Source organism: Thalassotalea litorea (assembly GCF_005843925.1).
In the GTDB taxonomy this organism is placed as follows: Bacteria; Pseudomonadota; Gammaproteobacteria; order Enterobacterales; family Alteromonadaceae; genus Thalassotalea_A; species Thalassotalea_A litorea_A.
Window position 1 is genome coordinate 36,649 of the sequence record NZ_VCBC01000010.1, and the last position, 15,142, is coordinate 51,790.

The following is a 15,142-nucleotide window of genomic DNA, read 5'->3' on the forward strand; positions in this document are numbered from 1 at the left end:
TTATATTCCCCCTGCCGTTCAACAAGGCTTCTATATTGCTATCAGTTAGGCACAATCGATGACATCGTCATCGCTGTCGCTATTCACTTCCTTTGGTAGGTCAGCCGCCTGCGGACGTGAAATGAAATACCCCTGAGCATAATCACAGCCCGCTTTTTTCACCAAATCTAATTGAGCCTGAGTCTCTACACCTTCGGCGACCAAGCGGAAGCCAAAGCTATCACCTAACTCATGCAAGCTTTTTGCGAGGGTAAGGTTCTTTTCGTTGTTGTTTAATGATTTGACAAAAGACTGGTGTAATTTAATAAACGCAAATGGATAGTTACTCAGGTAATTCAATGAAGAAATACCGTGGCCATAATCATCCAGTGCCAATTTCACGCCGGCGGTTTTCAGCGTTTTCAATGCTTGCAAAGATTGCTCAGGATTTTGCACAAACGCCCGTTCGTTAAATTCCAGGATCAGACGTTCTGGCGATGGGAAATGTTGATGAATGACTTCAATCAGTTGTTTTACCTGAGTCTTGTGGTGCAATTGTTTTGGTGAGAGATTGACGCTGACAAAGGTATTACTATGACTACCTTCATGATCCCAGCGTTGTAATTGCTCAGCAACACTAGCAAGCACCCAGCATTCAATATCGATAATTAATCCCGATTCTTCCGCAACTTCTAAAAATGCGCCGGGGCTGAGTAATCCCCGTTTCGGATGTTGCCAACGTAATAACGTTTCAAACCCCAAGGTCTGTGGATTTTCCTGATCATGACTTAAATCGGTGATTTTTTGAAAATGTAGGGTAAATTCCTGCTCTCTTAAGGCCTTTCGCAATTCATGTTCAAGATTTAAGTTGGCCATTAACTGTTCGCGCATGGAATCATCAAAGAAGATGAAACGGCCTTTGCCCAACGCCTTCGCCTGATACATGGCGGCATCAGCATCGCGCAAGACTTCCGCGGCATTTTGATAGCGGCGATCGCATACCGTAATGCCGATACTGGCGCTGGAATAAAGCTCCTGGTTATCGATGTCAAAGGGGTTTTCAATGGTTTCGATAATACGTTGGGCGATATCTTCGGCGTCTTCGTGCTGAACCAGGGTATCAAGCAAAATAACGAATTCATCGCCGCCAAGACGAGCCAGAATATCGTTTCCGCGTATGCAGTCGGCGATTCGTTCAGCGATTTCTATGAGCAATAAATCGCCGATATGATGCCCAAGGGTATCGTTAATTACTTTAAATCGGTCAAGGTCAATAAACAGCACAGCAAAACGATGATTCGGATGGCGTTTTACATGTTTTAGGGAGTGCTCCAATCGATCGGAAAACATCGCGCGATTGGGTAATTTGGTTAATGTGTCATGGTGAGCCGCAAAATACAGCTGCTCCTCTATGGCTCGCCGCTCTTCAACTTGCTTACGTAAACGTAGATTCGTTTGTTGCAAATCGGCGGTACGCTCGCCGACAAGCTCATTAATATCCTGAGAATAGCTTTGTAATTGATTTATCGCCTGAAATCGCTGAATACATGCGGAAATCTGCCGAGCGATAAAGCGGATCAGATGTAGCTCTTCGAGCGCGTCCTGGCTATCGTTGATAAAGCCTTTGATTGCGACCAGACCAAAGGCGTTTGTTCCTACCATTAATGGCGCCATTAACCAGACATCAACCAATTTGGTTTTATCATTTCGCACCGGAAATGGACGCTTTACGATTTCATCATCGGTTTCCAGAATAACAACCTGATCATGGTTCAGATAAACAGGTTTGGCGATGGCAGAGATAAAATCGATGATGTCTCTATGGAGTTGTGGTTTGATAGGTGCACAGAATAATTCATTGATGTAATAGGGGTCATTACCTTTGCCATCAAAGCGCTCGATATAAAGGTTTTCTGCAGGAAAGTATTCGCGAATGATTTTTTGCAGGTTACGATACAGACAAACCATATCCGTCTCGGTACTACAAAGTTCCGATAACTTCAACAAGCCGGTTTGCACCTTTTTCGTCTGTTTATACTTTTTCAAAAGCGACCGTAGCTTGGGTACTGTCGGGACGAGATCCTTGGCGGATCTCGCCTTGCCCTGTTGTTTTCCTTTCGAATCCATGAAAGGTACCTTAAAAAAATCACGTTAGATCAAATAGTTTAACAGAGTTTTTCGGCATTGCTATAGGTTTGTGTCGGTTTTTTATACACTCAATAAGCGCGGAAATTATACTAAAGCTGTCGTAGTTAGGGGCAAGGATCGTTTTGAGGATCATAACCTGCATTCGCATGGCTTAAATGTGCATTACCAAAAGGACAAAGGAGACGATAGCGTTCGATGTGGATTCGCGGCTAGACAGAATAGAATATTTTACAGATCGTCCGCATGACGGCTGATGCAAAGTCGTGTCAGCAGCAACATAAAGGAGTGTTGTCATTTGAATCCAGGATCAAAAAAGCCAGAGTCGACTCTGGCTTTTTTATTCTTAAATCCGGATTCAGGATTTAGATATCGGCGATGCCCAATTTGAGTTTGCCTAATGCATTTTTCTCTAATTGACGCACACGTTCTGCGGAAATCTGATAAGTCTGAGCCAAATCTTGCAATGTGGCTTTATCTTCGTCCAACCAACGGGCTTTGATAATGTGCTGGCTCCGCTCGTCAAGAGTCGAGAGTGCTTGCACTAGCTGGCCGTTTACATGGTTGTCCCAGTTTTCAGATTCAACCTGAGTTGAAAGTTCCGAAGATTTATCTTCGAGAAACTGTGCGGGTGCAAACTGTGCTGCACTGCCACTGTCGTCATCAGAATCTGTGATATCGAACGCCTGATCGCTATTGGCCATGCGCGATTCCATCTCCAGAACGTCTTTGGTGCTGACGCCTAGTGTTTCTGCAACCGTATCGACTTCTTCTTGATTAAACCAACCAAGACGTTTTTTATTCTTGCGAAGGTTGAAGAACAGTTTACGTTGCGCTTTTGTCGTCGCGATTTTTACAATACGCCAGTTACGCAGCACAAACTCATGAATTTCAGCTTTGATCCAATGAACCGCAAAAGATACCAGACGTACACCGACCTCAGGGTTAAAGCGTTTTACTGCTTTCATCAAGCCTACGTTACCTTCCTGAATCAGATCTGCTTGCGGCAGACCATAACCAGAGTAACCTTTGGCAATATGGATCACGAAACGTAAGTGAGACATGATCAAATCCTGAGCCGCGGTTAAATCATTATCATGATAAAGGCGCGACGCCAGTTCTTGCTCACGTTCGGCACTGAGCATAGGAATACTGTATGCGGACTGCACATAGGCTTCTATGCTTCCGCTTTGGGGAACTGTCAATGCCATTGATTGCATAGTATTACTCATTCAATACCTCGTTATTACTTGGATCTGGGATACTAGCACAGCTTTTTCAAGATCGCTAACCCAATAAGTGGGATAAATTGTTTCAAAATGAAAAGGTTTGCGAACCGATAATTAACTGGTTGATTAGTATAGCTTATATAAGATTGGAGAAAGGTTTTTTCAAGGGGTGTATAACTTCTCACCCAACCTTTGACCACTTAATCAGCGTTTGGTTCAATACTCCGGATATGCTTTCTCACAGAAATATAACTACCTAACAGCCCTAAAAATACCGCGATGGACAGCAAAACCCCGAGTTCCTGAAGATTCAAACCTTGCATGCTGAACTGATTCTCATAGAGTTCTGCCAAAGAGCTAATCGCTAAACCTAAATAACGCCCTAAAACACTGACTGTGGCACTTGCCAACAGACCCCCAAGGACACCATACCAAAAACCAGTAAACAAATACGGGCGTTGGATAAAACCGTCGGTAGCGCCGACAAGTTTCATTACGGCAATTGCGTCTTTTTGGTTCAATATGGCAAGACGAATGGTATTGCCGATGATTAACACGACGGAAAAGCTCAGTAAGGCGGCCAATGCAAAGACAATGTCTTTGATCAGTACCATAATCGCCTCTAAGCGGGTTAACCATTCAACGTCAAGCTTGCCTTGTTCGACTTCGCGCTCCCCTTGAATCTTTTCCAGCAATGCTTTTGCTGCCATTGGTTGGGAATGGCGTTGAGTTGGTGTAACAAGCAAGGTGATGGGTAATGGATTGGTATCGAGATAAGACAGCGCATTACCAAACCCAGATAATTTTTTGAATTGGTCCATTGCATCATCCGCTGAGATATAGCGAACCTGTTGAACCTGAGGATACAGCTTAATACGTTGCACCAAATTCTGCGCGCTGGCTTCAGTAACCGACATTTTCAGGAACACGGAAATTTCTGCCGCGGTTTGCCATTGAGCGCTTACGCGTTCGGCATTTTTACTGAATAAGTGCAAGGTTGCCGGTAGCGCCAAACTGATCCCCAACACTAAAATGGTCATTAACGATGCCATTGGCGTGCGCCACAAATCGTGAAACGAAGCGATAAGTTGTTGGCCTTGGTGAATTGGCGATAATAATCGAGCAATCAATGAAGGTGATGTTTTTTGGGTATTATTTTTCATTCATTCGCCTCCGTAACCGCTAAACCGTCGGTGATCATCTTGCCTTGTGTCAGGGTGAGGTTACGGTATTTCATGCGGGCAATCAGGCCAAGGTCGTGGGTGGCAATAAGCACACAAACACCGACCGCATTAAAATCTTCAAACAATTGAATGATATCAAGCGATAACTTGGGATCGAGATTACCCGTAGGTTCATCGGCAAGAATGATAGGTGGCTTATTGACGATGGCACGAGCAATACCTACTCGTTGTTGTTCGCCACCAGAGAGCATATACGGGTAACATTTTAACTTGCTGGAAAGTCCGACTTTATCTAAGGCGGCTTCCACCCGTTTGCGAATTTGGCGCGGAGTTAAGCCTTCAATGACGAGTGGCAATGCGACATTATCAAAAACCGTACGATCCATTAACAGGTTATGATTTTGGAAAATCATCCCGATATTGCGACGAATATAAGGCACTTGCGAGTAGCTGACTTTACTCAGGTCGCTATTGTTAATGATAACCTGCCCGGAAGTTGGCTTTTCCATCAGGGTGATGAGTTTTAGCAGCGTACTTTTACCCGCACCGGAGTGGCCAGTAAGAAACGCCATTTCTCCAGCTTGCAGGGAAAAATTGATATTTTTCAGGGCGTGGAAGCCACCTGGGTAAGTCTTATTAACGTTTTTAAAATCTATCATCGACGATTATTGTTTTTGTTGTCGGACTACTGAATATTGTCAGGGCCTGTTTATCTTTCAGTATTAATATTTGTGCTCTGAATGAACAAAACTTAATCTCGAAAGTCTGATAGACCCTAGACTAGCACGCTCGCTATTTTTCGAACAGTGCCTCAATAAAGTCTTTGGCATTAAATTGCCGCAGATCATCGATACCTTCGCCGACACCAAGGTACTTGATAGGGATTTTAAATTTATCGGCCACGGCAAAGATAACTCCACCTTTGGCGGTACCATCGAGTTTAGTTACGGCAAGTGACGTCAATCCGACAGCTTCATCAAATAACTGTGTTTGGCTCAATGCGTTCTGTCCGGTCCCCGCATCGATGGTTAACATAATTTCATGGGGAGCGTCGGCATCAATTTTCTTCATGACTCGCACGACTTTTTTCAGCTCTTCCATCAGATGAGCTTTGTTTTGCAAGCGACCCGCCGTATCGGCAATCAGGATATCGACTTTTTTGCTTTTCGCTGAATTAATCGCATCGAAGATAACCGAAGCACTATCGGCACCTGTGTGCTGGGCAACAACAGGAATGTCATTTCGCTCGCCCCAGACTTGCAATTGTTCCACGGCAGCGGCTCGGAATGTATCGCCTGCGGCGAGCATTACCGATTTACCTTCGGCCTGAAATTGCTTGGCAAGTTTACCTATTGTGGTGGTTTTCCCTACCCCATTAACGCCAACCATAAGGATCACTTTCGGTCCATCAATGGTTTTTTCTTGCGGGGTGTCTATACCAGCAAGAATCTGTTCCAATTCACGTTTTAACAACTCATATAAGGCTTCAGCATCTTTTAGCTGACTACGATTGGCCGCTTGGGTTAGTGAATCAATAATCTTGGTAGTGGTTTCGACACCCACATCCGCTAATAACAATTGCGTTTCTAACTCTTCGAATAACTCATCATCGATTTTCTTGTCACGGAACAGATCAAATAAGCCACTGCCAATGTTTTGCCGGGTTTTCGTCAGGCCGGATTTCAGGCGCTGGAAAAAACCAGGCTTGTGTGATTCACTCGTATCGGGCTGAGCGTCCGGTTGAGCGGCGCTTTGTATCGCATCGTTCGGCGTCGCATCGATGTCGGATGTATCTGCGGATACAGAGCCTTCAGCAGATAGAGAGCCTTCAGCAGATAGAGAGCTTTCAGCAGATAAAGAGCCTTCCTCAAATGAAGAATCTTGCGGGATTGATTTTTCGTCAGCATGAATTGACAACGTCTGCTCTGCATCGAGGTCCACGTCAGGGCCCTGAACGTCAGAAGTTTCTGTTTGAGCACCTGTCGCGGCAGAATTTTCTATTTCTGCAGGCTCATCTGTTACAACGTCATCAACACTTTCGGTTTCTGACGCAACATCTTGCTGCGTTGTATCAACCGATTCGTTTGCTTGCTCGTCTGGTGATTGCGTCGTCTCGTCGGACTTTTTAAACCAGGAAAATAATCCTTTCTTTTTAGCCATAATAATTAAGTTACACTTGATGATCTTCAATTAGATGGATGCAGGCATTGGTAAAGTGGCAAATCAAGGATAAAATTGGTGACCAATAAGGAACATTATATCCAGGAAAACCTGAGCCTGAAATTAAGGTCAGTATAGTAGCACCTCCGAGCATGTTTAAAAACCAGAGGAGGATAATAATCGCTCAGAAACGGTGGTTATGTCGCGATTTTTGGCTTTCTGGGGTTTTGACGCAAAAGATTAAGATTTAAAGGTTTAGACAAATATGGCATCAATAAAGCCGGCACGAAAAAATAGCAAGCAATCTGGAAAATCGACGGGGAAAAATGCTCAATCAGCAAGGGCAGGACAAGTCAGGATTATTGCGGGCAAATATCGAGGGCGGAAATTACCAGTGCTCGATGCGCAGGGATTGAGACCGACGACCGATAGAGTAAAAGAAACGGTGTTTAATTGGTTGATGCCTTATGTTGCAGAATCTGTTTGTCTGGACAGTTGCGCTGGCTCCGGCAGTCTCGGATTTGAAGCCTTATCCCGGGGCGCGAAACAGGTTGTTTTTGTTGAGCTGGAAAAATTAGCTGCGAAAAATATCAAAGAAAATATTCAACGATTACAGGACAACCAAAGTGAGGTTCTGTGTCAGAGTATATTTGCCTTTAACCCAACAAAACTATTTGATTTGGTGTTTATCGACCCACCATTTAATCAAGGATTAGCGAGTCAAATTGCCGACCATCTGGAACAGCAAAATTTACTCGCCGATGATGCGATCCTTTATGTGGAAACCGAACAACAGTTTGATACGGACAAGTTACCGAAAAATTGGCAACTACTGAAGGAAAAGTCTGCAGGGCAGGTGGTCTCTCGCTTGTATCAGCGCCAGCCAGACTAATCAGCTGTATTGGATCCTAAAACCGATTTTCACGGTCACCTGATAATGGGCGACCTTGCCATCGACAATGTGGCCCCGAGTTTCTATCACTTCAAACCAATTCAAATTGCGAATTGTTTTTGCTGCTTCATCGAGGGCATTTTGAATCGCCTCTTCGATACTATTTGGCGAGGAGCCAACCAATTCGACTTTCTTGTAGGTGTGATGTGAGGTCATAGGGCACCATTTAACAATCGGGATGTTGTTGCAAGTATAGACGTTGCAAGCCGTGCTGTTAGTGGAAAAGGAAGTGCCTAAACCGCCTGATGCTAAGAGATAGGAGGATCGGGTTAAAAAATCCGATTTAAAACTTGGGCGGTCAGTCGACGCTAACCGTCATTGTTCGCTTTATATGACGTAACGGTTAGCGAAAACTTAAATCTGAATGTCTTTTTTAAGACATAAGTTGTACTGGTTAGATTTCAATCCCTAAATTAGACATACCTTCACTCAGGGCCATGGATTTGAGTTGTTGACAGGTTTCTTTACTTTCTTTGGCGTTGAGCGCGAATTCTAGTAGCTCCTGCTGAGTTTCCATTTCCCATTGCATTAACGGATGAGCATCGACATCGGCTTGCTGAATAACGATTTCAGCCTCAGTATCTTGATTTTCCTCAGACTGCTCCTGTGCCAGCATTAGCTCCAGATAATAACTGACGCTGCCAGTAGACAATAACGCCACATTATTGAGAGTCTGTTCGTCTTTATCCTGCATGCCCTGCAATAGTGAGCCTAGCGCCATACACGTATCGAGTGCTGGGTAGACACCAAAAAAATCAAAATCTTCGACGTTTGGGATCACTTCTTCCAGTTTTTCCAGCTGCACGGCAAAATTCAGTTTAAATTGTGGTTGCGCCAGACGTTGCCAAACCAAATCCAATTGATTGCGAAGTAACTTGGTATCACCAAATTCAGATGCCTCACTAAACATTTGATAGTTGGGGAGCATACGTTCGATAAGAGCGGCACTGTAGGCGGTTAATTGCCACAGGGTTAATTGCGTTAATTTTTCAGGGTTTGGCACAGCAAGAGTCCGTTAACTTATTTGTTGGATATTATAACTTACCAAATCGCAATTAATAATAAGAAACTGGATCACTGAAAATAAAAAGAGCCAATTTAAAAGCATGTCAATGTGTATTTTTCTTTCAGATATTATGATTTAATGTCAGAGTTTTTTAATCTTTCTATATAAATCATGATTTTACATGACATCAATCGTCAATTAAGGATGAAGTATGATTCGCCGATTAGCCCTAGTTTGGGCGCTTTTCTTAATAGTGTCACCTTATCTATACGCTGTTCCAGTTTATGAAATACACGAAACTATTCACCCAATCAGTAAAAGCTTAGACAAAAGTTTTTACCATCAAGATAGTGAAACTTTATATCAAATTGAATCACTATCAGACGGAAATATTAAAGCCCAAGTATATAGCCTCAAGAATGGGGAAGAGTACGTACTTAAACAGGTATTAACTAAAAACCTGTTAATGGAGCAATCTCGCTATACATCACTTGGATTTGTACGAGTGTTTTTAATTGCAGATGCATTATATGTCATAGGAAAAGATTCCTATATGGTCTTTGCCGTTGAAGACGAAGGCTATTTAACCCATAAGACTACAAAGTCATTTGAAACTAAACCTTTTTGGAAAAATTGGGTAACCCTCAAGGAAAATGAAATCCTTTCACTAGATTCTGGTAGTGCACAACAACTTTGGCGATTTAACAATAACAGCTATGAATTTGAGCTGGTCGCCAATTTAGAAGGCAGGTTAGAAGGGCGCGATGAAGATTTAACTTTTGTATATGACGTAGATGATCAGCAGATCATAAATGTATCTAGTTTCGGTATAGCAATTTCTTATCAGTTAGATTTTGAGTTAAATACAATATCTGTCAATTACAAAGCAGAAAACGACCATCGATTTTCCGGTATTTTGGATTTTCAAACTTACCATTCCGATTTAAACGTTTTTTTCCGGAAAGATAGAAATGAAGCGACTTTCTTTCGCTTGGATGCACATGGAGAGTTGTCGATATTGGCTCAGCATGCCACTGAAGACGCCGACATTGAGTTTAATAGTGAGTTAAGCAGCTATATTGAGAAGGTTGATGGAGAAATTAGTAAAGTTAATATCGATTGGGCGACAAATTCTATTGTAAAAAACACTCTCAATTTCAATAATAATGAATTCTACTTATCAAAGTCCCAACCGTCTGTAATTTCGAAACCTATACTCGTTAATATTATAACTGAGAGCATGATTTCGATTATTCGTGAAGATCCTATTCATCGACATATGATTGCTATGATTGATAAGCCTTATAATGTATCTGAATATGCTTTGAACTTCGCTGAATTTGACAGGTTACCTGCTAACCTTTCCTTAAAAGATTTCGATCATAAAACTTCTCAATTATTGCTTGGCACGACGCGAACTGTTAATGGTGAGGCACAATATAGGGCTCCGAGATATGAAGATAGTATCTATCTTTGGGAGTACGATAGCAATTCAGAATCGTGGAAGTTCATTGATCAGTTTACCTTCAATTACGCGCCAATTTCAGGAACATTTCATTCTTATACCTATGCGGGCCGGATAAAAAATAACTTTTATTTTGTGTCATACAAATCAATGGAATCAACGATAGAGCTTGTTCAGGTTTCTTTGGAAAATGGTGCTTTTGTGCAACATCCAGGAAAGCCGATTAGCTCATTAAACGGAACCCGAAGTATGGCACAAAGTGTGATATTGTCGGACAATCATCTCGCATTGTTATTCTCATCACAGTTGCACCCCGAGATCAGTACTTGCACTATCGAAGACAATGGAACAATCAATGGCTGTCAAAGCAAAAACCTATTGGAAAAATTTGATTTTCAGCACCTAGCAGAGGGCTACAGGTTTTTTAAACTCGACAACCTAGGAAGTTTTCTATTTGCGGATACTGGAATTCATCTGTATTCAGAACCTGTCGGGAATTTTTTACTTAGTTTTAATGAACAAAAGCGAGAATTTGAGTTAGATCAGGTTTTTGATACTCGTGCGGTGTCTTCGCTCTCCTACAATCGAGTAGATAGTGTCGAATTTGCCTATGCGACTAAAACTAAAGATGATTTATATATTGCACATGACGATATTTACCATTATTCGTGGAATGATAATACGAGTCTATGGGAAAGTAGTGGGTTGGTTTTCGATAAATCTTTCTCGAGATTGCTAAAGTCTTCTCAATGGGATTACTCTTCTACAGAAAATGATGATTATCTATTACTTAGGTCTGGTGAGCGGGTTTATATAAATCATAACAATAAAAGATGGGTTCCATTTTTGCGCTCAGAGTTACCCAATAAGTATACGTCTGGTGAACAATATTTTTATCACCAAAGTGAGTCTTTAGGGTTTTATGTTACTTCTTATGGTGAATTTACTGCATTTGATATCAGCGGGTCATTCCCGAGTATTAATGCAAGTGGAACTCAACTTTTTAGGGCGGGCCCTGTAAACGTTTTACAAGATGAGCAATTTAAGTTCGATCTTTCTCATGACTTTATTAACCCTTCCAATTTACATTTTGAAGGTTTGCCAAATGGGTTTTCGTTTGACGGGACAAAAATTACAGGGCAGTTAACAAACGAACACATATTCCCTTATCCAGACTCTGCGACTCAGATTGCTTCCATTAACATATACTTTACATCTGATAGCCAAGATGATGGTGAACATAAAATCACGATCATACCCATTAACGTGAATGACACACCTGAACTTTATCAAACAATCGATACTATTTATCTATCAAACGGAGATAGTTTTACTCTTGATTTGCCTGAATATATTCGAGACCCTGATAGAGATGTAATATCTTACAGCTACCAAGGTCTTCCTACAGGTCTAAATGGAGATGGACAGGGATATATTTCGGGAACCATAGAAGAGTTTGGAGATTTCAACCTGACGGTGGTGGCTACCGATCCTAGCGGAGCCTCTTTGGAAGTTGAGATTCTAATGGTAAGTAACAAAAAGGGCAAAGAGAATACAGCCGATTCGAGCGGTAGCTTCAATGTGTATTTGATAGCCTTACTGGGGTTTTTGGTTTGTCGAAGAAATGGCTATTTATGCCGGCTTCGCGTTAACAGCTAAAACAGTGGATTAATTTATGAATTACTGGTTATTTAAAACCGAACCGGATGAATTCAGCATCGATGACTTAGCTAAGGTTGGCCCTGAAGGCGAGTGCTGGGAAGGTATTCGCAACTATCAAGCGCGAAACTTTATGCGAGATAAGGTACGTGTCGGCGACAAAGTCTTTATTTATCACTCCAGTTGCAAAGATGTCGGCATTGCCGGCATTGGTGAAATCGTTAAAGCGGCGTTTCCTGATCCGTTCCAGTTTAATCCCACCAGCAAGTATTTTGATGAAAAATCGACACAGGAAAATCCGCGCTGGGTGGCGGTTCAGGTGGCCTTTATCGAAAAATTCGACAAGCTTATTCCGTTATCCTTATTGAAACAACAGCCGCCACTTGAAGATATGGTGCTGGTAAATCGCGGCCGGTTATCGATTCAACCCGTTGAAGAAAAGCATTGGCAATTTATACTGGCACTTAAAGGGCAACAGTTATCATAAAGCAGGGATCACGAAACAGGGATCCAAGGCACCCAGTTTAATGATACTAGAAGCCCGGCCACAAGACTCGGCTTATGACTCGATGCCAGTCATAGGCATTTAATTGGCTGGACAGGCATCACTGATATTATTAAATACATCATTAATGGTGTTTAAAAAGCCCACACCGCCACCATCGGTTAATTGCGCAATGATCACGTCTGGTAGAATTATCGTTGTGTGACCGCCATAGCCTGACATAACCGGGATCTGAGTTAAATCGCCACAAGCACGTATCGCAGACGCCGCGCCAGCATGAAATCGCCAAAAGCCATTGTCGTAATGAAAATGCGTTAACTGGGCATAAAGACCGTGTTGTGATCCGCTTAGTACCTCTTTGACCATTGCAGGGTCGAGGAGCTTGCCATTGATGGCGTCATCTCTTAGGTATTTGGCAAATCTGAGGACATCATTCAGGGTCACGGACAACCCATATCCACCCCAGGCATCTTGAGTGTCACTGGTGCGCTGAATACCACGAGCGTAATGACTCAAACCTATCGCATCAAAGATAGGCACAATAACATCGTCAAAGGCCTCAGCGCCGGAGCCAAGTTTCATGTTGGCGAATGCTGCAGCGGCACAGCCAACCAATTCCGTATCTGTGGTGTGATAAACATGATAGGTGCCAGGAGCGACTTTCTTAGGCCAACCGGTGCAGGCAAATTCGGCTCTGGCACGGCGTGTTGTCGGGTTAAAAAATCCAGTGACAATGGCTGTGCTGTCTTCATCCGCGCCATAGTTTGCCGATGCGTAATTACCCGTTGCCATATCAAGCGCATGTTCCACAGTAACACCATCCCAGCGACTGTCATTGGCACACTCAGGGACTAAGTCTTTAATCAACTCCTGCTTAAATCCTGGATACCGATGCTCGAGAGCGGCAACAATCATAAAGGCATACATGGATTTGGTGAATGAGTACACCCCAATGGTTTTATCCTTACAATATGGGTGAGTGCCATAACGTGTGGTGCAGCCCTCGGTGTAGCTTGTGCCTTTCACTAAAATACCGTAACCATTCATATCGTCGGCATCTATGGCATACCCGTAATTGCGCAGATCCACGCGGGGGAATTCAATGGTTAAATCTGCCAATGGCTTGGCTGGCAGCCAATGGCTTTCTTCAATGTTACGATCACGGATCACCGTGGCGGCATTGGAAATTGCATGTGGCGTATACGTTGCGTTTAAATTGCCATAAAACTCAAACCCATAAAAGATACAGGTTTCTGCCACATTCTGGACATGCACCTTTGATATAGAACCGTCATTTTTAAACAAAAACGTGGCAAGGCCATTGTGTTCACAATTCGCATTGTTCTGTTTAATGGTGTAGGGGAACGCTGCCCGGGAATAACCATTGTCATCTGCTTCATCCCAAACCGCGCCAACGCCGGCGCTAACCGACCAGGCACCACTGCCAACAAAACCATGGCCCCGGTCAGTTGGAATTAACCGATTACCATCCTGAATAAACTCATAATCAAATGGCGGCCAGATTGCATAATCAATTGGTAAATCGTCTGTTTTTCCATAATTTTGGGAAAAAACAGGCGAGCCGCTAATACGCAAACTCCCCGAAAAACGGTTACCCGGCTGCAATGAATTTTTCTGAGCAAATGCCTGAGTTGAAAACGTTTGTGAGGCGTTGCCCATTAAATGTTCATAGGTAGCTTGTTGTCGATACGTACCTTGAGCACTGTGACTACTGAGATCCGCCATCGAGCAGGAAAAAATCAAGGTGGCCGTCAACATAATCAATATACGTTTTAGCTTTTTTGTAGGTGTCAATTTTAATCCTCTAACACATTGAAACTACAGTAAACATGCTGGCATTTATGCAATAAATTTGGGGCTAACATAGTGAAACCACCCCATATCAATATTCATTATCCTAAGGGTAGGGATACTAGAGGAATGACAAAAGAGCCAGTTGGCAAACTTTGTTAGTGCCAGAATGTTGCCGCAGGTTAGGAAAGGTAATTGCGCCTGGTGGCCAAAAAGTACATGCGCCACCAGATTTAACCGTGTTTTGATTACAGGATGTTGTTATAAGGGGACAGGTACCAGGCGAAAATTGCCACATTGGCAATAACCGTTAGCCAGTACACTACCCGAAATGAAGGTTTTTTGGTTTTGTGTCTTAAAATCTGTTGGGCAAATGCGGCGCCCGGCCATCCCCCGATCGTGGACAGTAAGTGTAACGAGCTTTCCTGGGTTCTTTTACCGCCGCGCTGAGAAGAATGCTTGTCAGTGGCATACGCGAGATAAGTAAACAAACTTACCCCTAAGTACCCCAAAAATAATTCTCTGGGAATAAAACCAGGCACATAAGCCAGTATCAGTATCATCATGAATATACTGGCGGGAAACAGTCGAATTAACGTTCCTTGGCGCATACGAATTACCTCTTCTGAAGTCCGAATGAATTAAGCTATTAATTTTCGAGTGACAGTTGGGGGAAGTTTAGCTCGACGCTGTGACTTGTTCTGACTCTGTATTTTCTTGAAATACCTGCCGATGAGCGCGGTTCATGATCTTGTCGGCTTGTTGTTTAGTAAAAATACCCAATTCAATACCCGCTTGCATGTAGCCTTCAAGACGATACTTCTGGCGGTCGGTATCCTTATTGAGTTTGGCTAATTCAAACATTTCCAGCAGCTGTTGATTGCAGGAGATAAGGTATCGATCTTTTTCCATGAACCGGCATTCCTTGAGATATATTTACGTAACTTCAATTACAAGATAACCAAAAATTTCGCCCTTGGATAGTGTTAATAACATGTTATTTCTAAATTAAAATATTGAAAACGTATTGACATTGATTGATTGCT

General features: G+C 42.8%; 13 protein-coding genes. 3 read left to right on the forward strand and 10 right to left on the reverse strand.

From position 1 onward, the window contains the following. Positions 1-45 precede the first annotated feature (45 nt). The 5 genes from FE810_RS10795 to ftsY all read right to left on the reverse strand — a co-directional run bounded on the left by FE810_RS10795 (position 46) and on the right by ftsY (position 6,697). Complete coding sequence (locus FE810_RS10795; RefSeq protein WP_138320071.1) at positions 46-2,106, reverse strand: putative bifunctional diguanylate cyclase/phosphodiesterase; 2,061 nt, start codon at positions 2,104-2,106, stop codon at positions 46-48. Positions 2,107-2,489: 383 nt separating this feature from the next. After that, on the reverse strand, positions 2,490-3,356 hold the full coding sequence (gene rpoH, locus FE810_RS10800; protein WP_138320072.1) for an RNA polymerase sigma factor RpoH: 867 nt from the start codon (positions 3,354-3,356) through the stop codon (positions 2,490-2,492). A 197-nt stretch (positions 3,357-3,553) separates the two neighbouring features. Beyond that, entirely contained in the window at positions 3,554-4,516 is a 963-nt protein-coding gene (ftsX, locus tag FE810_RS10805; RefSeq protein WP_138320073.1) for a permease-like cell division protein FtsX, read from the reverse strand. Further along, positions 4,513-5,196: a cell division ATP-binding protein FtsE gene (gene ftsE / locus FE810_RS10810; protein WP_138320074.1), complete on the reverse strand. Its 684-nt coding sequence runs from the start codon at positions 5,194-5,196 to the stop codon at positions 4,513-4,515. Before ftsE ends, ftsX begins: the two co-directional genes overlap by 4 nt. 133 nt (positions 5,197-5,329) lie before the next feature. Continuing rightward, positions 5,330-6,697: a signal recognition particle-docking protein FtsY gene (ftsY, locus tag FE810_RS10815; RefSeq protein ID WP_138320075.1), complete on the reverse strand. Its 1,368-nt coding sequence runs from the start codon at positions 6,695-6,697 to the stop codon at positions 5,330-5,332. Positions 6,698-6,962: 265 nt separating this feature from the next. On the opposite strand from ftsY, the gene rsmD reads away from it, so the two are divergent. Continuing rightward, on the forward strand, positions 6,963-7,589 hold the full coding sequence (gene rsmD / locus FE810_RS10820) for a 16S rRNA (guanine(966)-N(2))-methyltransferase RsmD (protein ID WP_138320076.1): 627 nt from the start codon (positions 6,963-6,965) through the stop codon (positions 7,587-7,589). Here rsmD and FE810_RS10825 read toward each other — a convergent pair whose 3' ends face one another. Both FE810_RS10825 and FE810_RS10830 read right to left on the reverse strand, forming a co-directional pair. Beyond that, entirely contained in the window at positions 7,590-7,805 is a 216-nt protein-coding gene (locus FE810_RS10825) for a dodecin (RefSeq protein ID WP_138320077.1), read from the reverse strand. Between the two features lie 238 nt (positions 7,806-8,043). After that, complete coding sequence (locus tag FE810_RS10830) at positions 8,044-8,652, reverse strand: YjaG family protein (protein ID WP_138320078.1); 609 nt, start codon at positions 8,650-8,652, stop codon at positions 8,044-8,046. Between the two features lie 214 nt (positions 8,653-8,866). Between FE810_RS10830 and FE810_RS10835 the strand changes: the two genes are divergently transcribed. Together FE810_RS10835 and FE810_RS10840 are read left to right on the forward strand one after the other, a co-directional pair. Continuing rightward, positions 8,867-11,779: a putative Ig domain-containing protein gene (locus FE810_RS10835; protein ID WP_138320079.1), complete on the forward strand. Its 2,913-nt coding sequence runs from the start codon at positions 8,867-8,869 to the stop codon at positions 11,777-11,779. A gap of 16 nt (positions 11,780-11,795) precedes the next feature. Continuing rightward, positions 11,796-12,266, forward strand: a complete 471-nt coding sequence (locus FE810_RS10840) for an EVE domain-containing protein (protein ID WP_138320080.1) — start codon at positions 11,796-11,798, stop codon at positions 12,264-12,266. Between the two features lie 99 nt (positions 12,267-12,365). Here the strand turns inward: FE810_RS10840 and FE810_RS10845 are convergent, their stop codons facing one another. The 3 genes from FE810_RS10845 to FE810_RS10855 all read right to left on the reverse strand — a co-directional run bounded on the left by FE810_RS10845 (position 12,366) and on the right by FE810_RS10855 (position 15,008). Then, positions 12,366-14,099, reverse strand: coding sequence for a serine hydrolase (locus FE810_RS10845; RefSeq protein ID WP_138320081.1), 1,734 nt, complete (start codon positions 14,097-14,099; stop codon positions 12,366-12,368). 245 nt (positions 14,100-14,344) lie between these two features. Beyond that, positions 14,345-14,707, reverse strand: coding sequence for a DUF1294 domain-containing protein (locus FE810_RS10850; RefSeq protein WP_138320082.1), 363 nt, complete (start codon positions 14,705-14,707; stop codon positions 14,345-14,347). Positions 14,708-14,774: 67 nt separating this feature from the next. Next, positions 14,775-15,008 carry a hypothetical protein gene (locus tag FE810_RS10855; protein WP_138320083.1) on the reverse strand — a complete coding sequence of 78 codons (234 nt, stop codon included), beginning with the start codon at positions 15,006-15,008 and terminating at the stop codon, positions 14,775-14,777. Positions 15,009-15,142: the final 134 nt, after the last annotated feature.